Origin of the sequence: Photorhabdus sp. S10-54 (genome assembly GCF_963878145.1) — a bacterium.
GTDB classification, from domain to species: domain Bacteria; phylum Pseudomonadota; class Gammaproteobacteria; order Enterobacterales; family Enterobacteriaceae; genus Photorhabdus; species Photorhabdus kayaii.
In genome coordinates, this window is sequence record NZ_CAWNXG010000058.1 from 1 (window position 1) to 24,583 (window position 24,583).

General features: G+C 40.1%; 30 protein-coding genes. 25 read left to right on the top strand and 5 right to left on the bottom strand.

Translation table 11 applies throughout. The annotated features are described in order from the left end of the window. Positions 1 to 200 precede the first annotated feature (200 nt). Positions 201 to 773, top strand: coding sequence for a recombinase family protein (locus AACQ83_RS21205; RefSeq protein ID WP_112878694.1), 573 nt, complete (start codon positions 201 to 203; stop codon positions 771 to 773). A gap of 288 nt (positions 774 to 1,061) precedes the next feature. Here the strand turns inward: AACQ83_RS21205 and AACQ83_RS21210 are convergent, their stop codons facing one another. Further along, positions 1,062 to 1,676 (bottom strand): helix-turn-helix domain-containing protein, encoded by a 615-nt coding sequence (locus tag AACQ83_RS21210; protein ID WP_112878693.1) that lies wholly within the window; start codon positions 1,674 to 1,676, stop codon positions 1,062 to 1,064. Between the two features lie 521 nt (positions 1,677 to 2,197). Here AACQ83_RS21210 and AACQ83_RS21215 point away from each other — a divergent pair. From AACQ83_RS21215 to AACQ83_RS21255, 9 genes are all read left to right on the top strand, one after another. Beyond that, positions 2,198 to 2,362, top strand: a complete 165-nt coding sequence (locus AACQ83_RS21215; RefSeq protein WP_165603259.1) for a hypothetical protein — start codon at positions 2,198 to 2,200, stop codon at positions 2,360 to 2,362. A gap of 282 nt (positions 2,363 to 2,644) precedes the next feature. Then, a complete protein-coding gene (locus AACQ83_RS21220; protein WP_112878692.1) occupies positions 2,645 to 2,848 on the top strand; it encodes a tail protein X in 204 nt (67 codons plus the stop codon). Between the two features lie 368 nt (positions 2,849 to 3,216). Next, entirely contained in the window at positions 3,217 to 3,993 is a 777-nt protein-coding gene (locus AACQ83_RS21225) for a phage baseplate assembly protein V (RefSeq protein ID WP_112878715.1), read from the top strand. Next, positions 3,993 to 4,334 carry a GPW/gp25 family protein gene (locus AACQ83_RS21230; RefSeq protein ID WP_112878691.1) on the top strand — a complete coding sequence of 114 codons (342 nt, stop codon included), beginning with the start codon at positions 3,993 to 3,995 and terminating at the stop codon, positions 4,332 to 4,334. Before AACQ83_RS21225 ends, AACQ83_RS21230 begins: the two co-directional genes overlap by 1 nt. A 4-nt stretch (positions 4,335 to 4,338) precedes the next feature. Then, on the top strand, positions 4,339 to 5,337 hold the full coding sequence (locus AACQ83_RS21235) for a baseplate assembly protein (protein ID WP_112878690.1): 999 nt from the start codon (positions 4,339 to 4,341) through the stop codon (positions 5,335 to 5,337). Next, positions 5,330 to 5,944: a phage tail protein I gene (locus tag AACQ83_RS21240; RefSeq protein ID WP_112878689.1), complete on the top strand. Its 615-nt coding sequence runs from the start codon at positions 5,330 to 5,332 to the stop codon at positions 5,942 to 5,944. The genes AACQ83_RS21235 and AACQ83_RS21240 overlap by 8 nt, the downstream gene beginning before the upstream one ends. Further along, on the top strand, positions 5,941 to 7,068 hold the full coding sequence (locus AACQ83_RS21245) for a phage tail protein (RefSeq protein WP_112878688.1): 1,128 nt from the start codon (positions 5,941 to 5,943) through the stop codon (positions 7,066 to 7,068). Before AACQ83_RS21240 ends, AACQ83_RS21245 begins: the two co-directional genes overlap by 4 nt. Positions 7,069 to 7,073: 5 nt before the next feature. Then, positions 7,074 to 7,568, top strand: coding sequence for a phage tail protein (locus AACQ83_RS21250; protein WP_240000880.1), 495 nt, complete (start codon positions 7,074 to 7,076; stop codon positions 7,566 to 7,568). Next, positions 7,568 to 8,164 carry a tail fiber assembly protein gene (locus AACQ83_RS21255; RefSeq protein ID WP_112878686.1) on the top strand — a complete coding sequence of 199 codons (597 nt, stop codon included), beginning with the start codon at positions 7,568 to 7,570 and terminating at the stop codon, positions 8,162 to 8,164. Before AACQ83_RS21250 ends, AACQ83_RS21255 begins: the two co-directional genes overlap by 1 nt. Before the next feature lie 59 nt (positions 8,165 to 8,223). Here AACQ83_RS21255 and AACQ83_RS24750 read toward each other — a convergent pair whose 3' ends face one another. The 3 genes from AACQ83_RS24750 to AACQ83_RS21265 all read right to left on the bottom strand — a co-directional run bounded on the left by AACQ83_RS24750 (position 8,224) and on the right by AACQ83_RS21265 (position 9,509). Further along, on the bottom strand, positions 8,224 to 8,316 hold the full coding sequence (locus tag AACQ83_RS24750; RefSeq protein ID WP_112878685.1) for a tail fiber assembly protein: 93 nt from the start codon (positions 8,314 to 8,316) through the stop codon (positions 8,224 to 8,226). Between the two features lie 80 nt (positions 8,317 to 8,396). Then, a complete protein-coding gene (locus AACQ83_RS21260) occupies positions 8,397 to 8,927 on the bottom strand; it encodes a tail fiber assembly protein (RefSeq protein ID WP_112878684.1) in 531 nt (176 codons plus the stop codon). 15 nt (positions 8,928 to 8,942) lie between these two features. After that, entirely contained in the window at positions 8,943 to 9,509 is a 567-nt protein-coding gene (locus tag AACQ83_RS21265; RefSeq protein ID WP_240000881.1) for a hypothetical protein, read from the bottom strand. A gap of 400 nt (positions 9,510 to 9,909) precedes the next feature. Here AACQ83_RS21265 and AACQ83_RS21270 point away from each other — a divergent pair, with 400 nt between their 5' ends. The 15 genes from AACQ83_RS21270 (at position 9,910) to AACQ83_RS21335 (ending at position 24,385) form a co-directional block, all read left to right on the top strand. Further along, a complete protein-coding gene (locus AACQ83_RS21270) occupies positions 9,910 to 11,082 on the top strand; it encodes a phage tail sheath protein (RefSeq protein ID WP_112878683.1) in 1,173 nt (390 codons plus the stop codon). 10 nt (positions 11,083 to 11,092) lie between these two features. Beyond that, complete coding sequence (locus tag AACQ83_RS21275; protein WP_036782412.1) at positions 11,093 to 11,608, top strand: phage major tail tube protein; 516 nt, start codon at positions 11,093 to 11,095, stop codon at positions 11,606 to 11,608. A gap of 26 nt (positions 11,609 to 11,634) precedes the next feature. Continuing rightward, the gene (locus tag AACQ83_RS21280) at positions 11,635 to 11,952 is read left to right on the top strand and encodes a phage tail assembly protein (RefSeq protein WP_011144426.1); all 318 of its coding nucleotides are present in this window, start codon (positions 11,635 to 11,637) and stop codon (positions 11,950 to 11,952) included. A gap of 14 nt (positions 11,953 to 11,966) precedes the next feature. Beyond that, positions 11,967 to 12,086 (top strand): GpE family phage tail protein, encoded by a 120-nt coding sequence (locus AACQ83_RS21285; protein WP_011144425.1) that lies wholly within the window; start codon positions 11,967 to 11,969, stop codon positions 12,084 to 12,086. After that, a complete protein-coding gene (locus AACQ83_RS21290) occupies positions 12,079 to 14,505 on the top strand; it encodes a phage tail tape measure protein (protein ID WP_240000882.1) in 2,427 nt (808 codons plus the stop codon). Before AACQ83_RS21285 ends, AACQ83_RS21290 begins: the two co-directional genes overlap by 8 nt. Before the next feature lie 2 nt (positions 14,506 to 14,507). Further along, positions 14,508 to 14,972: a phage tail protein gene (locus tag AACQ83_RS21295; RefSeq protein ID WP_112878681.1), complete on the top strand. Its 465-nt coding sequence runs from the start codon at positions 14,508 to 14,510 to the stop codon at positions 14,970 to 14,972. Further along, positions 14,969 to 16,051, top strand: coding sequence for a phage late control D family protein (locus tag AACQ83_RS21300; protein WP_112878680.1), 1,083 nt, complete (start codon positions 14,969 to 14,971; stop codon positions 16,049 to 16,051). Before AACQ83_RS21295 ends, AACQ83_RS21300 begins: the two co-directional genes overlap by 4 nt. Before the next feature lie 75 nt (positions 16,052 to 16,126). Next, positions 16,127 to 16,348 (top strand): ogr/Delta-like zinc finger family protein, encoded by a 222-nt coding sequence (locus AACQ83_RS21305; protein WP_011144421.1) that lies wholly within the window; start codon positions 16,127 to 16,129, stop codon positions 16,346 to 16,348. Between the two features lie 204 nt (positions 16,349 to 16,552). Beyond that, positions 16,553 to 17,659, top strand: coding sequence for an aspartate-semialdehyde dehydrogenase (gene asd / locus AACQ83_RS21310; RefSeq protein WP_112878679.1), 1,107 nt, complete (start codon positions 16,553 to 16,555; stop codon positions 17,657 to 17,659). A gap of 660 nt (positions 17,660 to 18,319) precedes the next feature. Next, positions 18,320 to 19,438, top strand: a complete 1,119-nt coding sequence (locus AACQ83_RS21315) for a Gfo/Idh/MocA family protein (RefSeq protein WP_255566986.1) — start codon at positions 18,320 to 18,322, stop codon at positions 19,436 to 19,438. Continuing rightward, entirely contained in the window at positions 19,435 to 21,390 is a 1,956-nt protein-coding gene (locus AACQ83_RS21320) for a carbamoyltransferase family protein (RefSeq protein WP_112878677.1), read from the top strand. Before AACQ83_RS21315 ends, AACQ83_RS21320 begins: the two co-directional genes overlap by 4 nt. A gap of 8 nt (positions 21,391 to 21,398) precedes the next feature. After that, positions 21,399 to 22,628 carry a DegT/DnrJ/EryC1/StrS family aminotransferase gene (locus tag AACQ83_RS21325; RefSeq protein ID WP_112878676.1) on the top strand — a complete coding sequence of 410 codons (1,230 nt, stop codon included), beginning with the start codon at positions 21,399 to 21,401 and terminating at the stop codon, positions 22,626 to 22,628. Next, on the top strand, positions 22,610 to 22,942 hold the full coding sequence (locus AACQ83_RS24755; protein ID WP_112878675.1) for a glycosyltransferase family A protein: 333 nt from the start codon (positions 22,610 to 22,612) through the stop codon (positions 22,940 to 22,942). Before AACQ83_RS21325 ends, AACQ83_RS24755 begins: the two co-directional genes overlap by 19 nt. Before the next feature lie 116 nt (positions 22,943 to 23,058). Beyond that, entirely contained in the window at positions 23,059 to 23,550 is a 492-nt protein-coding gene (locus tag AACQ83_RS21330) for a hypothetical protein (RefSeq protein ID WP_112878674.1), read from the top strand. A gap of 7 nt (positions 23,551 to 23,557) precedes the next feature. After that, complete coding sequence (locus tag AACQ83_RS21335) at positions 23,558 to 24,385, top strand: glycosyltransferase family 2 protein (protein WP_112878673.1); 828 nt, start codon at positions 23,558 to 23,560, stop codon at positions 24,383 to 24,385. Between the two features lie 14 nt (positions 24,386 to 24,399). On the opposite strand, the gene AACQ83_RS21340 is transcribed toward AACQ83_RS21335, so the two are convergent. Beyond that, positions 24,400 to 24,583 (bottom strand): transposase (locus AACQ83_RS21340; RefSeq protein WP_370446068.1); only part of this gene is annotated, 184 nt, incomplete at its 5' end.

Consider the following 24,583-nt stretch of genomic DNA (forward strand, 5'->3'; position numbering starts at 1 on the left):
AAACCGCCTGCTCACTAAAGATATCCTGAGAAGTAATATTGATATCTTCAGATAGGATTTTTCCATTCACTTTCCGGTTGTTTGGAACTGCACCCTTAGCCAAATCCACCGTTTCCACTAAACCAAGGTTTTTAAAAACTCGCCAATCCGTGATAATTTCGATAATAATAGTATTATATTGGTATTATTCAGGGTTACATATGGCAAAGATTGGCTATGTTCGGGTGTCAACAAATGACCAAAACAGTGATTTACAGCGAAACGCATTGATAAGTATAAATTGTGAACAAATTTTTGAGGATAAAATTAGCGGAAAAACATCCAACAGACCAGGTTTAAAACGAGCTTTAAAACTACTTAAAAAAGGTGACACTCTAGTCGTTTGGAAATTGGATCGACTAGGGCGTAGCGTAAAAAATATGGTGACTTTGATTTCCGATTTAAGTGAACGCGGTATTCATTTTCAAAGCTTGACTGATAGCATTGATACCAGTACTTCTATGGGACGATTTTTCTTTCATGTTATGAGTGCATTGGCTGAAATGGAGCGGGAATTAATCGTAGAAAGAACAAATGCAGGATTAATAGCTGCTCGTGCCCAAGGGAGAATTGGTGGTAGACCAGTATCACTTTCATTTGTTGAACAACAACAAGCAGCAAGATTGCTGGCAAAAGGCCACACACGGAAACAGTTATCATTAATTTACAACATATCGTTATCTACAATATATAAATATTTTCCAGTAAATAAAACAAATTGTCGATCAAATTAGTATTTTCAGTGCGGCTAGTTAAATGTTTAATTTTGTATTCATAATATCCAAGGCTAATTGGTTATTAATTTATCCAAAATATATCACGTTTCTTTTCTATACAAAAAACTTCCGCCGCACTATACGATATAAAGAAACAATGGAATAAGTTAACAATCAGCTATTGCTAGCAAAAGAATCTATTGTGTATGAAATCCACTGCATCTGGACGTTTTTGGGTAACGAATTGCCATCAGCATAGGATTTACACATCTAAGTAAATTAATTTATTTACAATTGAAAAGTGTGTCAGTACCTGGAAATCACTAGGTAAACGCGACCAATAAAGTTGATTTCATTAATTGCACAGTCAAAAGTTACATCGTTATCACAAACTCGGATCTTACTGACTGGGATTCTTGTAATTTTTTTAATGCTGTGCATGCCTTCAATATCAATTAACCATAAACCATCTTGAACATCAGGTTCTTCTGTATCTAGCAAATACCAAGTTTTATTGTTATCGACAATAAGAGGTTTTTTTATTTCTCTGGCAATCAGTTGATTATCTAAAATCACTGGATCGTCATCGCTCAGCTTTCCACCAATCAATTTAACGCGTTGTATTTTCGGGGTAATAATGTTTTTTAAAGATTCCTTTTTCTTTTCTCCATCAGGGAACATTTCTCCTTGTCCTGTGCTTAGCCATAACAATGAAGCATTGGTTTCAAGGTTGCATTGAATAACCCAATCGGCTGGAAAGCTGTCCCTTAAATAACGGTTTGCCATTGTGCTTTTAGACACGCCTAAATGGTCGCTCAATGCTTGACGTGATTTAAAACTATATGCACTGATAAGGCGTTCGATAGCTTGCTTTCCTCCACTATCTGCACCCATTTTTATCTCAGTTATGTTTTTTTTCATTGAAAGTACAGTTTAGTGAGTTTGCCGTCTCCACAAAGCCCTCTGATTAAGAGCTATAGTGATCCCAAATAAATTTATTAGATCCGATAGAGGATATTGCATCATGGGCATATAAATTTCAATCTATACCCGTTATCTTTCAAGTTGCCTCTTTGTTGGCTACACTCACTCACCCCGGTCACATAGTTACCTATGCTCCCGGGGATTCGCTCCCTTGCCGTCGCGATGCATCTTGAAATCCATAGGGTATATATACTTTGTGAAACTATGTCATCTAAATAAAGAGAAAAAATCTTCCAATCGATAAAATAAGAAAAACTTATTAATTACAATGGATTGTGATCGGAAAGAAACCTTTTTAACCATTAATTATTTCAATAAAAACAATAATTAATATATTAACACTATCAAATATAGTTCTCAAAAAAGATGAAAAACCACTTTAAATTTTTCTAATCAAAGTGTACTGTTCTTATATACAGTTATGTTATGCGGAGGTAAGTTTGTCAGTGGACTTTCTTATGGAATCAGTAATAGCGCAACGTATTAATTTTATAGCCAGAATGGCAACGAGCTGTGAATGTAATCATGCTGAAGATAAAGAACTTGCTTTAGTTTGGATTGCTGAGTTGTCGACACCACTTGCAAAACAACTTATTAACCACCACGAAACGCTTGAAGAATAAATGCGGCAGATAAATGTGGGAATTCTGTATGATAAATAATCTAAAGTTTCTAAATTGATAATGATTGCATTGGAAAATGAGCTGAGAAATAGACTTTGCCTATGAATTCAGCAAATTTTGGAAGATATGATTAATTATTAAATTAGCCACTGAAAAGTGGCTTCTTGCTTCTCATTTGTACTGTTTCCTTAACAATATTGTTTCATTGTTTCTCTCCCACTATTCAGCGCACCATAACACTTTAAATTAACAATATTGACTAAATTAGAGAGGGTATACCTAATGAAAATAATTGCACAGCAGAATGATACTGTTGATGCTTTATGCTGGCGTCATTATGGTCGGACTCAAGGTATGACAGAACAGGTATTATTAGTTAACCCAAGCTTGGCCGAGTATGGTGTAACTCTGCCACATGGTACAGAAGTTGAGATGCCGGAAATTATGACAGCTACAACGAAACCTATTTTGCAACTATGGGATTAAAGATATCCATCCTAAATTAGCGGTTTTTAAATAGAATTATCACTCTATATCAGGAAATTAAACTTATCTATTCTGGCTAGATAAATAGTTGAACTGGAACATTATACTTAATATATAATCAATCAGCGTAAATTTGAATTTTTTTAACTATTAGAGTCAAGCTTTAACAAAAGAATTACCTAGTAACATAGATTACATAAAGGCCTTTCTCGATTACGGGAAGGGCTTTTTAATTTATGTTGTTATATTTTCTATTTTCAAGAAACTTGTTTTGTCTTTCTTACAATTCCTCTTTGATGTTGGCAGCTGCCTTTGCTGGCATTCTTTCATACATAAACCCACAACCACCAAATGGCATTTTTCCAAACATGGATACACAACTAACAGAACTTTTGCGCTTATTGCGTAACCTGATCAGAACTGGTGTTGTTACCGAGGTAGATACCACCCGGGGAGTATGCCGAATTGCGACAGGCAATCTCGAAACTGACTGGCGGCCTTGGTTGACAATGCGAGCAGGTAATTCCCGAACTTGGTGGGCTCCCAGCCGTGGTGAGCAAGTTTTGTTATTATCTGTTGGCGGTGAATTGACCACATCCTTTGTATTACCGGCTGTTTATTCTAATCAATTTCCGGAGCCATTGGCTGTTTCTGGAAAAACTGTTGATACTGCTTTTGCTGATCAATTTCCATCAGCATTGCCTGCTTCTGCGGAAGCTGTCCATATTGTCTTCCCTGATGGAGCAGTAATGGAGTATGAACCAGCATTTAGTGCCTTAAAGGTAACAGGTATTAAGACTGCTGTAGTGCAGGCTTCAAATTCTGTAGCAATTGAAGCAACCAATATCTCACTCAAGGCACTCAATTCAATCAAACTTGAGGCAATCAACTCTATCGAACTGACTTCAGTCAACAAAATCGATATGAAAACACTACAAGTCGGAATGAATGCACTGGCGGTAAAAGCAGATGCAGCCAAAGGCATCACACTGGAAACACCAGAGTTTGCTGTAAAAGGAAAAACTAAGCTGGAAGGTGATGTTGAAAATACAGGCGGAAAACTCAGTTCTAATGGTGTGACCTTACATTCTCACCAACATACCGGCGTTATGGCAGGCGGTGCGACAACAGGAGGCCCAGTATAATGATGTACCTTGGAATGAATCGACAAACCGGTCATAGCCTGACGGATCTGGATCATGTACGCCAGTCTGTCAGCGACATCTTACTAACCCCCATCGGTAGTCGTTTGGCTCGTCGTACTTATGGTTCTCTGCTACCTGAATTAATTGACTGGCCACAGAACGCGGCTCTACGCCTGCAAATTATGGCAGCCACCTATACAGCTATTAGCCGTTGGGAACCGCGAATTAATCTGACAGCTATCACCATAAATACCCAACAAGACGGCAAAATGACAGTAGATATATCTGGTCATTATCAGCTGTCCCCTGGGGGGTTTTCTTTATCTATCCCTGTGAGGTAAAACAATGCCGACCATTGATCTAAGCCAGTTGCCGCCACCTGATGTAGTCGAGCCACTAGATTATGAAAGCCTGTTGGCTGAACGTAAAGCCAAATTAATATCTCTTTATCCTGAAGAACAACAGGATGCTATTACTCGAACATTGGAATTAGAATCCGAACCTCTGGTTAAGTTACTTGAGGAAAATGCTTACCGGGAATTGATATTGCGCCAGCGGGTTAATGAAGCTGCTCGTGCAGTAATGTTGGCCTATGCAACCAATAGCGATTTAGACCAGTTAGGAGCGAACTATAACGTTACCCGGGCAGTTATGGAGCCTGATAGCACTTTCCGTGATCGCATCCAAAGAGCCTTCGAAGGGCTAAGTGTTGCAGGGCCAATAGGTGCGTATGAATATCATGCTCTTAAGGTTAATGAAAGTATTCATGCTAATAAAAGCGAATACAAAGGTGAATATCAAACTGTTGCAGATGTTTCCGTCATCAGCCCATCACCAGCCAATGTGACTGTGACTGTTTTATCACGGAAATGGAAATGGGAAAAAGATAAAGAAGATGAGGAAGATAAGGAGCATAACGGTGTAGCTTCACAAGATTTATTAGATAAAGTGATTGTGGCACTTAATGATGAAAACGTCAGACCAGTTGCTGATCGGGTCAAAGTGCAGTCAGCCCAAATAGTGGAATATCAAATTGATGCTGTGCTTTATCTCTATCCGACACCTGAATCTGAGCCTATCCGTAAATTGGCTCAACAAAATATGGATAAATACATGCTAGATCAACATAAGTTAGGCAGAGATATTCGGTTATCTGCCATTTATGCTGCGCTGCATGTCGCGGGAGTACAGCAGGTAGAACTGAGAGCTCCGACGAAGGACATAATTCTGTGTAAAGATCAAGCTCCTTATTGTACTGACGCAAAACTGGAAATAGGTAAAACACAAACTGCTGATTGTTCCAAACCAAATTCAGGTTTGATAGTAGGAGGTTCTGATGAATGACCGCCTGTTACCAACAGGTTCTACGGTTTTGGAGTTGGCTGCTGCTAAGGCATGTTCACAATTGCAAAATATTCCAGTCCCGCTTCGCCAACTCTGGAATCCTGATACTTGCCCTGAGGAATTATTACCCTATCTAGCATGGGCGTGGTCGGTTGATCGCTGGGACGAAAATTGGTCGGCAAACACTAAGCGGGAAGTGATAAAAAATTCGCTGTTTCTGCATAAACACAAGGGAACCATTGGTGCCGTCCGTCGCGTGGTAGAACCGCTTGGTTATCTCATTCAAATAAAGGAATGGTGGCAGAACAATGAAACACCGGGCACATTCCGGTTGGCGATAGGGGTACAGGAAAACGGGATCACCGAAGAAACTTTTTTAGAGCTGGAACGACTAATTTCTGATGCCAAGCCTGTAAGTCGTCATTTGATAGGTTTGTCAATCAATCTGGATGTTAAGGGCGAATTTTATTGTGCTGCGACGAGTTATAGTGGAGATGACCTCACTGTTTACCAATATCTCCCTGACATCATTACAACTAGCGACAATACGCCTTTAGGGGCAGCAATTCATTTGATCGAAACAGATACATTGAGGGTTTCACCATGAAATATTTTGCAATTTTAACTAACCTGGGAGCGGCGAAACTGGCAAATGCTGCTGCTTTGGGGACAAAAGTCGATATTACTCACATGGCTGTTGGTGACGGTGGCGGTAAATTACCAGATCCTGACGTCAATCAGACAAAATTAGTTAATGAAAAGCGTCGTGCTGCAATTAATACATTAGGCGTCGACTCGGTAAACACCAACCAAATTATTGCCGAACAAATTATCCCTGAAAGTGAGGGTGGTTGGTGGATGCGTGAAATTGGTCTGTTTGACAGTGAAGGTAACTTGATTGCAGTAGCAAACTGTCCGGAAACCTATAAACCACAATTACAGGAAGGTTCGGGTAGAACACAAACTATCAGAATGATCTTGATTGTTAGCAATACGGATTCGGTAACGCTGAAAATCGATCCCTCTGTAGTTTTAGCAACTCGTGATTATGTAGATAGCTCTATTCAGAAACATGAAAAAAGCCGTAATCACCCAGACGCCACGTTGACAGAAAAAGGTTTTACAAAACTTAGTAGTGCCATTAACAGTAATGATGAAACTACAGCAGCAACACCCAAAGCAGTAAAAGCGGCTTATGATAATGCTAATAGTAAATTGGCAAAAAACCAAAATGGCGCGGATATCCCAGATAAAAATGCTTTTGTAAAAAACCTTGGTTTGATGGAAAAGCTAATTCCGATAGGTGTACCACTTCCTTGGCCGACGGCCACACTGCCGGATGGGTGGTTGCAATGTAATGGTGCGGCCTTTGATAAAGCGAAATTTCCGGAATTAGCCAAGGCTTATCCTGGTGGTAATTTGCCCGATTTAAGGGGTGAATTTATCCGTGGCTGGGATGACAAGCGTGGCGTTGATCCAGATCGTACATTATTGGTATGGCAAGAAGGGTCTTATTTACTACAGGAAGTTCATCAACCTGCTGATAATGTTGTTAACTTCTCAGTTAATGAGCGTACGAAATTACAGTGGGATACCCCTCAAAATAAAGATATTCAATTAAGAGCTAGAGCTTCTGGAGGTTCAGCAACGACTTGGACTACCAGTGCTAATTATATAGGGGTATCAAGGCCACGTAACGTAGCGTTTAACTACATTGTAAGGGCAGCATAATGCTCATGTCTGTACTTGAAGAGATCCCGGTAGGAATACCACTTCCTTGGCCGACTGACATACCACCAAATGGGTGGGTGAAATGTAATGGGGAAATCTTTGATAAGTCTTTATATCCAAAATTAGCGGAAGTTTATCCTACTGGTAGATTACCCGATTTACGTGGTGAATTTATCCGGGGCTGGGATGATGGACGTGGGGTAGATATTGGTCGATATATATTATCCTCTCAATTAGCAGATATTGCTCCACACAGTCACAGGATTGGACGGATGTGGTCTAACTCAAATGGTGGAATCGAGGGGGTGGGTACACCAAGCTATATTCTCAATAGTGTGCACCAAGGCGTTAACTACGGAATTGATCCTCGCGGATTAGGTGTTGCTATTGGAATGGGAGCTGGTGGTTTCGGTTATATGGATAATGCAATTGCTGCTTCAACAGGAATAGAAACACGTCCACGAAACATGGCATTTAATTACATTGTAAGGATTGCCTGATGAATAAGGTTGTACTGGATAAAAATAATATTGCTATCAGTACTGGAAGTATCGTTGTGTTTAATTACGATGCGATTACGCTGGAATATTTAAACAGTTCTGATGAGTATCTTCCCGTTGGTGTCGGTATTCCTGCCAATTCCTGCGCAGACGCGCCACCTGATACCCAAGAGGGATATGTCGCCTGCCGTTCATCTGATTTGACCGGTTGGCAAATTGTACCAGATTATCGAGGAAAAATAGCTTACAGCACACAAACTGGGGAACAGAAGGAAATCATTAAACCTGGTGAATTACCAGAAATGCTGACATTCAAACAGCCAAGCACCGATTTTGACAAGTGGGATGGTGAAAGATGGGTAACGGACATTGAAGCTCAAAAAGCCGCTCAGATTAAACAGGCAGAACAACAACGTGTCACTCTTCGCCAACAGGCTGATGAAGCCATGACTTTATTACAATATGCTATTGAGACTGAGATGGCCTCAGACGCAGAGAAAACATTATTGCTTGCCTGGAAGAAGTATGTGGTATTACTGAGCCGTGTTGATACTTCAATGGCTTCAGATATTGAGTGGCCGCAAATACCAGAATAATAAAATTATCAAGACCGGGCGTTATTCTGTCTCCGGTCTTTTTTCAGTTAAGGCTATGGCTATGTTGGCCTGTCGATTTTTGATGCTTTTGAAGTATCAACCTGGTTAAGTATGGCTAGGTATTTTTTCCATTCCAATAAGACCTGGCGCATTAGGTAAACACTTATTGATTACCCTAAAAAGCCAGAGTAGAAAAAAGGCCTGCGGTCTGTGAACTGCGGGCCTATATTATTTATACTGGTCGTACAGGCCACTCAATATCTGGTGCTATGGTGGGATCAATGCGGTTTGCTTGCATTCGGTATTTTTTCCAGGCTTTGAGTCGTTCTATCTCTTCCGCAGTTGCTTCGCTCAGATCAATGGCATCCTGTAAGGGGGCAATATTATTGCTGGCAAGGGCTAACAATTCCTCTTTATGTCTTTCTGCTTGAGCAACTAACTCGGCCTTTGTATACTCACGCGGAACAATATCACCATTTATATATTGCCATTTGCCAGAAATATCACAAGAATCAGGCAAATTACTCACCTCAGCTACACTCATTCCATCTGGGTTAAAAGCTGATATATCTCCTGATATTGAACGGATTACATTATTAAAATCATACATTACTTTGATTGTATCAAGGTTAAAGCTTTTCTGGCATTCATACCAGTCTTGGCCGTCTTCTGACTTCAAATAAATGACATTAAAATCCGCAATGAATTTTCTGGCTTGTTTTGAGTCAGGTATGTATTGGGAAAAATTTTTGATGTTCTGCATATATTAATCACCTTACTAAATATTGGATATATTCATCCATATGCCGTTAACCTTCTTCTGTATTGGCCTGCGGTTTACGGTGTCAACTAATTCATCTCTATTTTCATTTATTGCAGCAATAATGGTATGCCCACTTGTGTCTTTATCTCCGGGACTTTTCCATATTTGCGCACTCTCTTTAGCGCCAAGGCGAATGTCCTGAATATAACGCGTATCTGATTCTGATTTTGTATAAGCACCAATAATCGCAGCGGTTGGTCTATATCCTTCATGATAGACCTGATACCCCCTAACTCGAAGATTATCAGATTTCAAGCTCATCCATTCATTGGTTGGCCCTCCAGAGAGAGCATGCTGCCATTTGAAATATTCGTTACCATTATCCCCCGTTCTAAACCACATATAGGAGTCTGTATCATTATCTCCTGTGTCTTTAAAACCGACAGAGGCGAAGTCGGTGTGTCTGTTCCAACTCAGCATAGAGTCAGTAGTAATAGTTATGTCACCTGTTACACTGCCTCCGCTACGTTGCAACGCGTTTGCGGCTTTGGTAACGGTTTCCACCAAACCAAGATTTTTCAAAACTCACTAATCCGTGAGATTTCCGAAAGAATAGTTTCGTATCGGCACTAAGCAGGAGTATATATGGCAAAGATTGGCTATATCAGGGTGCCAATAAATGACCAGAACAGTGATTTACAGAGAAATGCGTCGATGTGTATAAATTATCACCTATTTTTGTAGAGAAAATCTGTGAAAAAATAATCAATAAACAGAGCTAAAAGTTTACGACAGAAGAAACAGATATTGATTTAAGAGGTTTCCTTTTCCACTATCTATAAAGTACAAGCAATTAAATTATTAGAAAAAATAATAAATTAACCAACCTGATTTGTATCATCTCCCACACATTTCCCATCGAATGATTTAATAATTCGGATACTTCAACATAGCGGGACACCTTAATAGGAGAACCGCTAATATGGCACAAGAATATCATCACGGCGTCCGTGTAGAGGAAATTAACGAAGGCACACGCACCATAACCACTGTTAGCACCGCTATTGTCGGTATGGTCTGTACTGGTCCTGAGGCAGACGAAAAAACTTTTCCATTAAACACTCCGGTTTTGATTACTGATGTTTCGATGGCAATTGGCAAAGCGGGTAAAACCGGTACATTGCCTCAGGCACTTAAAGCTATCTCAGACCAGTCTAAACCCGTTACTGTTGTTGTCCGTGTAGCACAAGGTGAAACGGAAGAACAAACTACCAGCAACATCATTGGTACTACAACTAATGAAGGTAAGAAAACCGGTATACAGGCACTGTTGGCAGCACAAAGCCAATTAGGTGTGAAGCCACGTATTCTGGGGGTTCCTGGGCTGGATACAAAGGCTGTTGCTGTTGAGTTGGCGAGTATCGCATACAAGCTGAGAGCAATGGCTTATATCAGCGCCTATGGCAGTAAGACTATCTCAGAAGTTATCGAATATCGCAAAAACTTCAGTCAGCGCGAACTGATGCTGATTTGGCCTGATTTCCTGAGTTGGGATACTGTTGCTAATAAAGAGACTATCGCCTACGCTACTGCTCGTGCACTGGGTTTGCGCGCAAAAATTGATGAAGAAACAGGTTGGCACAAAACACTGTCCAATATCGGTGTCAATGGTGTGACCGGTCTTTCAGCAGACGTATTCTGGGATCTTCAAGAGCCAGCAACAGATTCAGGTCTGCTAAACCAAAATGGTATCACAACACTTATCCGTAAAAATGGCTTCCGTTTCTGGGGTTCCCGTACCTGTGCTGATGACCCATTGTTCCAGTTCGAAAGTTACACTCGTACCGCTCAAGTATTGGCTGACACTATGGCGGAAGCGCATATGTGGGCGATCGATAAACCACTTACTCCTTCACTCGTACGAGACATTATCGAAGGTATTAACGCTAAGTTCCGCGAACTGAAATCTGGGGGTTACATTATTGACGGTCAGTGTTGGTATGACGAAAACGCCAATGATAAAGACACCTTGAAAGCGGGTAAATTGACCCTCGATTACGACTATACACCTGTACCACCACTGGAAAACATGATGTTACGCCAGCGTATTACAGATCGTTACCTGATGGATTTCGCGAAAAGCATAAACGGCTAAGGGGACACAGATGGCATTACCTCGCAAACTTAAATTCCTGAACTTGTTTAATGATGGCAATAGTTATCAGGGAATCGTGGAAGAACTTACTCTGCCTAAGCTGAGTCGTAAACTGGAAACCTATCGTGGCGGTGGTATGAACGGTAGCGCAACCGTGGATTTAGGCTTGGATGAAGGTGCATTGGACGTTGAATTTACTCTGGGAGGTATGGAAGCTCAACATTATCGGCAATGGGGTCTGACCAAAGCCGATGGCGTAATGTTGCGCTTTGCGGGCTCCTGCCAGCGCGATGATACCAGCGATGTGATTGCTGTTGAAATCGTGATGCGTGGCCGTTTCCATGAGTTTGACCACGGTACTTATAAGCAAGGAGATAATACTCAGACCAAAATCAGCGCTAAAAACACCTATTTCAAATTGACATGGGACGGTGAAGTTCTGATCGAAGTGGATACCGTTAACATGGTTGAAGTCGTTAATGGTGAAGATCGCTTGGCAGATCACCGTCGCGCTATGGGTCTTTAATCTAATCGGATAAACAAGGTTGAACCATGACAGAAACACTAATTACTCAAAACGACGAGCAGCGCACAATCGTATTAGAAGAACCGCTTGCACGTGGTAGTAGCAACATCACTGAAGTGGTGGTGCGCAAACCGAACAGTGGCGCGCTGCGTGGTGCTCGGCTACAGGCTTTGCTGGAGATGGATGTGGATTCAATGATATTGGTTTTGCCACGTGTTACCACACCAGCGCTCACTAAAAGCGACTTGTTGTCAATGACACCCGGCGATCTGATTAATCTCAGTGTTGAGGTGGTCAATTTTTTGTTACCGAAGTCGGCGAAGTCCGGTTTCCAGACCGACTAACCGTAGATGAATTGGTGGCAGATATTGCCACCGTTTTCCACTGGTCTCCGGCAGTGACAGATGAAATGTCACTACCGGAATTACTGGACTGGCGACATCGGGCCATCTTACGAAGTGGTGCAGAAAATGAGTAATACACAGTCACAGCTTAAATTGGTAATACAGTCCGTTAATAAGCTGACCAGCGCCTTGAAATCTGCCCAGCGAAATAATAAAAGGTTGGCGGATTCTCTCCGGCAAAATCGCGATGAATTCAAGCGATTAAATCAGACTTATGAAGCAATTAAACCTTATTCTGCTCCTGAATATGCGCAGGAAACTGCGCATACCAGTAACAAAAAGGAAGAAGATCGCGGTGAAGGTCGTTATAGCAAAATCAAAGAGCTTCGTGACCGCGTTAGCCAATATGGTGCTAGTGCAAAATCAGCCGGTAGCAAGATACTGACAACCAGTAAAAACTTTCTGATGCCGGGTTATGATCTTCATGTTCAAATGTCTAAAATTCAGGCACAAACCAATATTGAAAAAAATTCTCCTGAATACACTATGTTGCTCAATCAAAGTCGTGAGTTGAGCAAAAGTACAGGGATTCCTGCCAGCCAGATTGCACAGGGACAGAGCCTGTATGCCTCCAAGGGGTATTCTCCTGACCAGATAAAGAATGTGATGCCTGGTGCGGTATTAATGTCGCAGGCAAGCGGTACAGATTTCGCCAATGTGGTTGATATTAGTACTAATGTACTGGAAGGGTTTAAATTACAATCCGAGGAGATGGGGCATGTTAGTGATGTTTTGACGGCAACGCTTATTGGCTCAAAAACAACGTTGGCGGGATTGGGTGACACCATGAAATCTGTCGCTCCAGCGGCCACTTCTTTGGGGATTGATATTGAAACCGTTGCGGCTGCTACAAGAAAGCTAAGTGATGCCAATATTAAGGGAAGTGAAGCTGGAGAGGCTTTGAGCAATGTACTAAGTCGGTTGGCTGAACCGCCTAAAGCTGCCGCCGCCGCATTGAAACAACTAGATATTAAGACTCGTGATGCTAAAGGTAATTTACGGCAATTACCTGATATTCTCGTTGAACTAGATAATAAAACCCGTTCAATGAACGGTAAACAACGTACGAGTTATTTCACCGCAATTGGTGGTGAAAACGCTGTTCCTGCTTTGGATATATTGGTAAATCAAGCAGGGCAGGGAGGATTGCAAACTTTTATCGCTGGACTAAAAAATGTTCAAGGTGAATCCCAAAAAGTTGCATCTGTAGTGACGAATAATCTCACTGGTGATATCCAAAAACTCAATGCCGCTTGGAGTAATCTGGGCGTTCAGATGTTTTCTGGCGTAGAAGGTCCTACAAGAGAAGTCACTCAGCAAGTAACAAATGTAGTCAATAAAGTCAGTGAATGGATGGAAGCCAACCCACGCTTGGCTGCAACGCTTGCGACTATTACAGTAGTGGTCGGAGGCATGTTAACTGTTTTTGGCGCATTGGTACAGGCGATCGCTTCAATATTACTTCCGTTAGCTGTGGCGAAATATAGTCTTACTTTCTTTGGTAGTACTGGTGTGAGAGCGCTCGGATTAGTCGGGAATGCTCTGAAAATGTTGGGTAGCACCATGATGATCGTTGGTCGTTTGATGATGGCTAACCCAATCCTCGCCATTATTGGTGTAATTGCTATGGCGGCTGTTTATATTTGGCAAAACTGGGAAACATTGGGGCCGAAATTTTCTCAGCTTTGGGAAAATATTAAAATTAGCCTAAGTGAGAAATGGGAATCCATTAAACAGAGTGTTTTGCAAACTTGGGAAAGTATTAAAACTAATATCAGTAATGCCTGGGAATTAGTTAAGCAGAACACGTTGGATATCTGGGAGAATATTAAAATATCGATTTCGGATAAATGGAATGAAATTATTGCCGGCATAATGAGTCTGCCCGATAAATTTAAAGAGTTCGGAACTGCGATAGTTAATAGTTTGCTAGATGGGATTAATGAAAAATGGGAAGCCCTGAAACAGAAACTGACTTCATTGTCTGAGTATCTCCCTGATTGGATGCGGTCAAAGGAGGATATTTCAAAAGACGCCAGTAATAATATGAGTCCTAATGTTAGTTCGGTTCTGCCCAAACATGATAAGGGGGGCATTATTCCGGTTGGCCGATTTGGTATTGTTGGTGAATATGGACCAGAGATTGTTACTGGCCCTGTTAATGTGATTAGCCGCCGACAGACTGCTAAACTTGCTGCCGCTGCGGCATTTTCTTTGAGCGTAATGGCGCCTTCTGCCGCAGCCAGAACCGCACCATTGCATGTTCAGAGCTTACCGGTTCATGCTTATCCTCAGATTCAGGAAAAGAAAGCGGACAAACGTCAGATGGTAGAGTACCGCAGTGAATCACCGGTCTATCATATAAATATCTATGGTGCGCCGGGGCAATCTGCGCAGGATATTGCAGCAGCGGTTAGGCGCGAATTGGATGATCGGGAACGTAAACAGCAGGCGCGTTTACGCAGTTCATTCTCTGATAGAGGAGAATTCTAATTATGATGGCTGCACTGGGTTTATTTGTTTTTATGTTGAAAACCACACCATACCAAAGTATGCAACATCAGCAGTCATGGCGGCATGCTTTTAACAGCCGTATCGGGATGCGGCCTGCCTGGCAATTTCTGGGGCCGGATAACGACACAATGACACTTTCCGGTTCGTTATATCCAGAAATTACCGGTGGTCGTTTATCATTGACGGTACTACAAGTGATGGCTGATAGCGGTAAAGCTTGGTCCTTTATAGATGGCAGCGGCACGGTTTACGGTATGTTTGTCATTGAGAGTATCGACCAGACAAAAACTGAATTTATGTCGAATGGTTCTGCCCGCAAAATTGATTTCACATTGACATTACGGCGAGTGGATAGTTCTCTAAGTGAAATGTTCGGTGATCTTCAGGAACAATTCTCTATGCTTACAGACAATTTGTCAGATAGGGTCAGAGAGGTGTTGCCATGACATCTGAATTTGGCAGAGGTTCCGAAAAAGGCAGTGCACCGGCATTTCTTTTGGAAATTGACAATAAAGATATCAGCGGGCGCATTCAATCGCGCCTAATGTCACTAACGATGACAGATAATCGTGGCTTTGAAGCCGACCAGCTTGATATTGAACTGGATGATGCAGATGGAAGTTTAGTGCTACCTTCCAGAGGTAATGTAATTTCATTGGCGTTGGGATGGCGTGATCAGCCACTGATTAGTAAAGGGCGTTTTACTGTGGATGAAATTGGTCACAGTGGAGCACCGGACAAATTAACGATTCGTGCCCGTAGTGCTGATTTCCGTGAATCTCTCAATATGAGACGTGAAGAGTCTTATCATGAGAAAACGATAGGGGATATTGTCCATACTATCGCTGCTAGAAATAACCTTACCGCCGATTTGCATCAGGATATTGCGAAGATATTTATTAACCATATTGATCAGACGAATGAGTCAGATGGTAGTTTTCTTACGCGCTTGGCAAGGCAAGAAGGGGCAATTGCTTCAGTAAAAAATGGTAAGTTGATATTTATTCGGCAGGGACAGAATAAAACAGCCAGTGGTGCGGTTATCCCTGCATTGGTGATTACACGTCGGTCAGGTGACAACCACAATTTTACGCTATCTGACCGAGAGGCTTATACTGGCGTGGTAGCAAACTGGTTGGATGTCCGTAAACCGGAGAAAAAACATACCTTAACCGTTGAGCGAAAAAGTCAGAAAAATGCTGATAAATTAACCTTTTATTTAGTAGGTAGCAAAGATAACGTATTGGAACTTTCCCGTACTTATGCTGATGAAGTCAGTGCTAAACGTGCTGCCAAGGTTGCCTGGGAGAAAATACAACGTGGGGCAGCGACGTTTTCGATTCAATTGGCTCAGGGGCGTGCAGATCTCTACCCTGAAATACCAATCAAAGTTACCGGCTTTAAACCAGAAATAGATGCCGCTGAATGGACATTAACGACAGTTACCCACACGGTGAATGGATCTGGTGGTTTTACAACAGCACTGACTCTGGAATTAAAAATTGATGATCTCGACATGAAATAATTGTTCTTCAAATGAGATCTCATTGTTATATTGTTCGCATAATGAGAGTTCATGTTTTAGTTAAAGGTAAAAAATATGATCAAGTGTCCTCTTTGTGGTAAAGCTGCTCATGCACGCAGCAGCTTTGAGCATTCCTGCCATACAAAAGAACGTTATAATCAATGCCAGAACATCAATTGTGGTGCTACTTTCGTCAGCCATGAAACGTTTGTCCGTTTTATTTCCAAACCGGGTGAAGTGATAAGTGTTAAGCCGCATCCCAAAGAAAAAACTAAAACTCAATTGAATGTGACTTGAAAATTAAAAGTTAATAGTAAATATTTGCCACCAACAGGTGGCTTTTTACTTGGATGCCAGATTTGTTATATATCTTGCTGCTAGTTACGTTGCTAAATATCTTGTGAATTAGTTAATAAATTCACTTGCGTCCCTGGTCATATTTTGTCAGCTTTGGTGTAATCAGAATCACTGATCAACACTCACCAAAGTAGGACAATAATGATGAAAAATGTGGGCTTTATCGGCTGGCGCGGTATGGTCGGCTCAGTATTAATGCAGCGTATGATTGAAGAGCAGGATTTTGATGTTATTCGTCCGGTATTCTTCACGACATCACAATACGGACAGCCAGCACCTGATTTTACTGGTCAGCAAGGTACGTTACAGAATGCTTTCGATATCGAAGCTCTTGGTGTTTTGGATATTATTATTAGCTGTCAGGGGGGAGATTATACTAATGAGATTTATCCAAAGTTAAGGGCAACGGGTTGGCAGGGATATTGGATTGATGCAGCGTCAGCGCTGCGTATGAATGATGATTCCATTATTATTCTTGATCCAGTTAACCATACGCATATTCAGCAAGGTCTTAATAAAGGCATAAAAACTTTTGTTGGTGGTAATTGTACCGTTAGCCTAATGTTGATGTCTTTAGGCGGCTTATTTGCTAATGATTTAGTTGAATGGGTTTCTGTTGCAACTTATCAGGCGGCTTCTGGTGCTGGTGCTCGTCATATGCGGGAATTGCTGGTTCAGATGGGATCTCTACATACTCAGGTAGCAAAAGAGTTGCAAGATCCGGCATCGGCTATTCTGGATATTGAAAGAAAAGTAACGGATTTCACCCGTAGCGGAGTTATGTCAACTGAGCAATTTGGCGTGCCGTTGGCTGGTAGTTTGATTCCGTGGATTGATAAACAACTTGATAATGGTCAAAGCCGTGAAGAGTGGAAAGGGCAGGCAGAAACCAATAAGATTCTCAATACCGGTAATAATATCATTACTGTGGATGGTTTGTGTGTGCGTATTGGGGCATTGCGTTGCCACAGCCAAGCATTTACTTTGAAATTGAAAAAAGATATTTCGGTTCCTGAAATTGAGCAATTGCTGGCTGTACATAATGACTGGGTTCGTGTTATTCCAAATGATCGCGAATTAAGTATGCGTGAATTAACCCCAGCTGCTGTAACGGGAACTTTGAATACGCCTGTAGGGCGTTTACGTAAGCTGAATATGGGCCCAGAGTATTTATCTGCTTTTACTGTAGGTGACCAATTGTTGTGGGGAGCTGCAGAGCCTCTGCGTCGTATGCTACGTATCTTAGTTTAATCATTTTAATATATTTATTTGTGTGAAAATCCACTCGTTATTCGAGTGGATTTATCTATATGGCATTTGATGGTTCTGTTGATTGTTTGTTACTCATAATGAGTCCTAATTGGAGTGACACAATATCATGTCAAACTCTTCTTTGGGTCATTACATGTGCTTGGCCACATTGGAATGTCAATTAGGGACTGGTGAACGGTTACATATTTTGTGTTAGGCGATACCATTCCAGCATAGGTGAGATAGTTATTTTCAATCTGATAACTGAGTCGCATCTTATGAAATTATGTGCATTTTTATATTGAGAAATATGCTCGACAATGTAACCGTAATTCCCCAAGTCAACGAAATAAGTTTAAAAGGCGGGTTAGAGGGATGGCTATTGGGCTCAAATATTCTTTGGCTAGGTATTCGCCAAAGTATGCTCCGACCTTAGGAATTGATCAACAACGCCTCACCGTTTCCCAGTAGTCAACATGGATTACTGAAAGTGGAGCACAATTAGGCACAGTTATTTACTGTAGGAATATAGATGGGCTTCGAATTTAGCGTATTGCTTAATCGCCTTTGAGGGTGGGTTAACTATTATATTAATAAGCGTGGTTACCTAGTGCGCATTAATCTGAAAGTGGAGGCTAGGCGAAAAAGTTAAATATTCTAATTGTTGGTTGTGGTTATGCTGCAGACTTCTATGTGTCAAATCTTAATAACTATGAATGCCTAAATATTGTTGGCTGTGTCGATAGAGATAGCAATCGACTTGAAGCTTTCTCAAACTATCATAGTTTCGATGCTTACTCTTCGGTAAGCGATGCGTTAGAAAATGTAAATGTTGATATATTGCTAAACTTGACGAATCCAGAAGAACACTACAATGTGTCACTGGAAGCTGTGACTAATGGAATTTCAGTATACAGTGAAAAGCCATTTACTATGGGCATTACAGAATCAAGAAAATTGGTAGAAGTTTCCAAAAATAATAATTGTATTATAACAAGCGCACCCTCCTTATTATTAAATCCTCCAATCATCAAGGTAATGGAGATATTGAGTTCTGGCGAAATTGGAGAAATACGTTTAATTAAGAGTGCTATCCATGAGGGACCAGTTCATAAAATGAACTTTGGTAGTTGGGTTAGTCTTTCAGGAGCACCTTGGCCGGCAAAGAATGAATTCGAAGTTGGTTGTGGCTTTGAACATGGTTCTTATGTGATTGATCTAATTCTGGCTTTAATGGGGACGCCAGATAGTATGAACTATAGCTCTGCCTTAATCTACCCGGATAAAGAAGTTACAGATTCACCTGCTCCTGATTGGATTGATCTTACTTTGGAGTATGGTGATAGTAGAAGAGCAAAAATTGAGCTTAGCATTGTTGAAAGTGAGGATCATAGCTTTCGGATAATTGGAGATGAAGGTGAAATAATAGTTGAAGATTTATGGATGGCGAACTCTCCAATAATTTTAAGGAAGAATAAAGAAGATAAAATCGACCGCCCACCAGAACACTTTTCTCTAAGAAAAATGCTTCACCCTCACAAGATAGACAGAAGATATGATGATACTCACTTTATTGACCAAGCTACTGGCGTCTTAGACTTAGCCACTTCACTAAATTACAAATTAGAACCTTTACTTGATATTAAACGGTCTTTGGAGTCCATCAATATCATAGAAACTATAATGACGAATAGTAAATTTAGGCCGCTTACTAAAATGAATGAGACGCTATTAGATATCGAATTATTTTCATCAAGGGTAAGGAGATTCTTCTTATGATAACTCTAGGGATTAGCGGTAGTTTCGAAACATTTGAAATACCTGTTATTGGGGATATACCAAATTGGTTTGGTCATGATGCCTCAGCTGCAATCATCAAAGATGGTAAGGTTGTTGCGGCTGTGGAACAAGAGCGTCTGGATAGGATTAAACACTCTAATCAGTTTCCTATTGATGCCATTGTTGAGTGCTTAAAAATAGCACAAGTTGAAATAACTGATGTTGACAAAATTGCATTTTATTTTGAAGAGTTAAATACAGATACTGGACTTGGCTTACAATATATTGAAAGAAAAAGTCTCGAGGTCGAAACTTCTAGAAGTTTAATTAACAAGATACTTGTGCGTAAATTTGGTGAAGAAGTTAAAGATATCCCAATTGAATATGTACGTCATCATGACACCCACGCGATCATGGCGGCTGAAAACTCTGGCTTCGATAGTTCATTAGTTGTCATAATAGATGGAAATGGAGAAGATGAGTCTACATCAATCTACTCATATATCGATGGGGTTGTTAGAAGTATATATAGATATCCAGTTTCTTCATCACTGGGAAGATATTATCTCGATTGTATATCTTTACTAGGATATGAACGATTTGATGAGTATAAGGTAATGGGGTTGGCTTCCTATGGCAAACAAAATCAATTTGATGAACTTTTCGAAGAACTTATAAATTTTGAAAAAGGTGGAAAGGTTTCATTTAATCATACAAATATACTTGCTTACTTTTTAGATAGAGGTATCTTGCCAAGAAGAGAAAATGAATATATTTCAAAAAGTCATCAAAACTTTGCGCATTCCATACAAAAATACTTGGAAAAGATGGCATTTCATATAATATCTTTCTGGTCAAAGAAGCTAAATCAAAGAAATCTATGTCTCAGTGGTGGGGTAGCTCTAAACTGTACATTGAACGGAAAGCTCGCCTTTAGCGAATTGTTTGATAATATTTTTGTTCATCCGGCCTCACACGATGGTGGAAGTGCTGTCGGTGCAGCTATGTGCGCAATGTATCCTGACGCTAGGATTAATGGAAATAAACTCGACAATGTTTACTTAGGACCCGATATAAATAGTAAACATGCGCTTGAAATAATAGATAGAAATCAAGATATCATAGAAGTTATTAATGCTGAAGATGAGTTTCAGTTTCTTGCGAATGAAATTAGTAATGGCAAGATAATAGGATGGGCTAGAGGTAGAATGGAATATGGTCCAAGAGCTCTTGGTAGTCGTAGTATTCTAGCTGATCCCAGACCTATTGAATCAAAATATAGAACTAATCGAATTATTAAGCAGAGAGAGTCCTATCGCCCATTTGCACCCATGGTGTTGGTGGATGAAATTTCAGATTGGTTCCTAGTTCCAGATTGTAAAGTGAACTTGGAGTATATGGTATTTAATCTCCCGGTTGTTAAAGAAAACCAACAAAAACTTGCAGCTATAACACATATAGACAATACAGCGAGAGTTCAAGCTGTTGGAGAATATAATAAAGACATCTACCAGCTAATAAAGAATTTTAAAGAAATTACAGGGGTTCCTGTTTTATTGAATACCTCATTTAATGTAAATGCGGAGCCAATTGTATGTGATGCGTATGATGCTATACAATGCTTTCTACTTACAGACTTGGACTATTTGGTTGTCGGCGATTTCATTATTAAGAAAAGAATTCGTGGTGATAAGCTATACGAGTTATTGCGACCAATAAAAAAAGAGTTTGTAACTACTATCAAAAAAGCTACAAGTGAATCCTGTTCATATTACATCAATATAGCAACATACAGCGAGCGGGTTACAGAGACAGAGTTGTCCTGTTTTGATGTCGCTGATGGCATTAAAACAATTAGTCAACTTCTACTTGATGGACGTATTCGAGAAGGCGATATCATAAGTGCCTACAAACGGTTGTTAAGCAAAAGGCTATTAAATTTGGTGTTATAGGAGGATGCATGAAACCTTTTGAGATGAATTGGCCGGTGTGCGATGTTGACCTACTAACTGATGTAGAAGGAGCACTTAGATCTACGCGTTGGACGTTGTCAGGCCAGTCTGAAACATTGCCATACTTTAGTACTCTTTTCTCAAGAAGATGGGCAGACTACATAGGTATTAAACATGCTATTCCATGCACTTCTGGAACAGCGGCGTTATCCATCGCTCTTGAAACCATAGGTATCTTGCCTGGAGATGAAGTCATAGTACTAGGTATGACTTGGGTTGCAGTTGCCCAAGTTGTATATAATCTAGGTGCTATTCCCGTTTTGACTGATATTGATCCTTTAACCGGACAAATATCAGAGAAGGCAATACGAGAGAATATTACCCAGAACACCAAAGCCATTATTTTGGTACATGCTTATTGCGGCATGGTAGATGTGAAAAAAATTGGTGCTATTGCAAATAAATATGGTTTAAAAGTTATTGAAGATTGTTCACAAAGCCATGGGGCGACGTGGAAATCAAAGAAGGCTGGCTCTTTTTTTGATATATCTGTATTTTCTACCCAGCAATCAAAACTACTTACTAGTGGAGAAGGTGGGATTATTGCTACTAGCTCGGATGTTTACTATTCCATAATACAAAATTTGATGATGGATGGGAGAGCTAAAACTGATAGCGTAAATCCAAGAAATCTTATGGTTATTTCCGGTAATGGAGAAGTGCAAGGAAGGAACTACAACATTACTGAGATGCAGTGTGCCATTTTGTTAAACGGTCTGAAAAGATTAGATGGCGAGAACGAAAAGCGACGTTTAAACGCCATGATTCTTGATGACTGCCTTAGAAAAAATAAAATATGTAATATCCTTGATGCAGACGAAAATATTGATCAAAGAGTATATTGGCGTTGTGTCGTTGACTTCAATTGTGAAGTTAAAGATGAACAAGCACAAGCAATATCGAACTATTTCTCAGAGAAATATCGAATACCTTTTGAAAGGCTTGATAAACCTTTAAATAACAATCCACTCTACCAACCAAGTCGAGTTGATAGAAACAAGTATTATAGCCATTTCGAAAGACTGAATAGTATAAGTTATAAGCTTCCAGGTGCTGAGAATTTTTACAATCGAACAATGGCGTTCCCTCATCAAGTGTTACTTCAATCGGAAGATTGGATAGTTGATTTTGCAAAAGAAATAAATAAGGTTGCACATAAATGTCAAGTTGGTTTGTGATTCCTCATCATGCAAAGAGCAAACGAGATAGTGATTATCTGGTTGAAACCTTATTTTCAATACATGCTCAGTCAACCCCAGATTGGTGCGTTGTAATAGTGAATGATAATTCAAGTTTCTATGATCGATTGAATGTTAGAATAAAAGACTATTTGCCGAGCGATATAATTGATAATAGATTTCATTTTATAGTTAACGAGAAGAGGGGGGAGGTATCATCAGCAAGAAATATTGGTGTCAAGTATGCTCACAAATATGGTGCCAATATCATTTTTTTCAGGACGATGATGATATTGCGCATCCATATCGTATAGAGAAAACGTTATGTGCTGCAGAACAGATTAATCAATCAGACTTAATTATTAGCACAACCTTTACCGGAATCGATGAAAGTGGTAATTCGGTTTCTCTCGAAAACTTTAGGAGTGATATGCTCGACGTCGCTGTTCAGCATAGTCGGTATACTCCAGAAGGAAGCAATAAATACCTCGATATGATAAGGCACTGTGGGTACATATTCCCGACGTCAGGCACGGCAGTCAATGTTGACTTGGCGCTTAGATGTCCATTCCCAGACTTTTCAGTTTCGGAAGATCATGTCACTTGGATGAATATGGTTGCGGGTGGGGCATTTATTAAAATACTAGAAGATATTCCATTTAAATATAGGTTCAAAGGAGATGCTGTGCATCGTCCTGATACCTTTTTGGAAGAAAAGTATAAGAACGATATTGAAGGCTTTATAATCTCAATGAATTCATATATTGAAAAATTTGGTGCTTATTTCAATATTAACGAGGTTATTGAAGAATTCCTAAACAGATTAAATAATTGTTTATCTGTACAAGGAAACTATACTCTATCAGATATGTATAATTTTAAAGCCTCTTTTCTTGAAATAAAAAGTAAGATCAAGGAGTAAGAAATTTATGACTCTAAGTATAATCATCCCTTCTTATAACAAAAAAGAAAGCCTAATGTCCTTGCTCTCTTTACTAAACAAGCAAAGTGCGGACTTTAGTGACTTCGAAGTAATAGTTGTAGATGATGGTTCTAGCGATGAGACTTGTCTCGCTGTTACTAAACAAGTTTACAACTATAAACTCAAGTATATATATGTACCTGACGAAGGTTTCCGTGTAGCCCGAGCGAGAAATATTGGAGCTAAAAATGCAAAAGGGGAGCTACTGGCTTTTGTTGATGCTGACGTACTTTTGCCAAGCGATTTCGTTAAGAGCGTGATTAAGTTCCATATATCTAACCCACAATCAGTTTCGATTGGAAATGTATACGGTCTGTACTCTGAAAATAAGTGGGATCTAAAGGTTGACCTAGATGATGTAGACAGCACAATTAAAAGGATGAAAGAACTGGGTGTTGGCAAAGATATTCGCCAAAGCTCGTACGCGAGATTCGACTATAAATTGTGCTCCATGCCTGCACCTTGGGTTTTTTTATGGGGAACAATATTTAGTGTAGAAAAAGAACTCTTTGAAAAAGTGGGCTGTTTTGATGAACATTTTAAATCATGGGGTGGTGAAGATATTGATCTTGGTTTCCGGCTACACAAAGCTAATTCTCAATTTCATTTGTTTGAGGGGATAGAAGGTATACATCTGTCTCATCCAGAGGATGATGATGCAAACTATAAGACCAACTTGGAAAATAAAAAGTATATTTCTGAGAAGTATAGTAATGAAATGACTGATTGGCTTATAAAAGAAGAGAATATATTCAAATTAGGTAGATTCACATAATAAGTGCAACATCGTTAATCTGGAAGTAAACATGTTCGTATTCCCTTAAATAATTCATTCGGTGTTTTCCTACCCCGTGTTTTTCGGGGGCGATTATTTAATCGGTTTACCACAAAATTTATTTCCTGATCAGAGATTTCATTAAAATCGGTTTCCTTTGGAAAGTATTGTCTGATTAACCCATTGATATTCTCATTG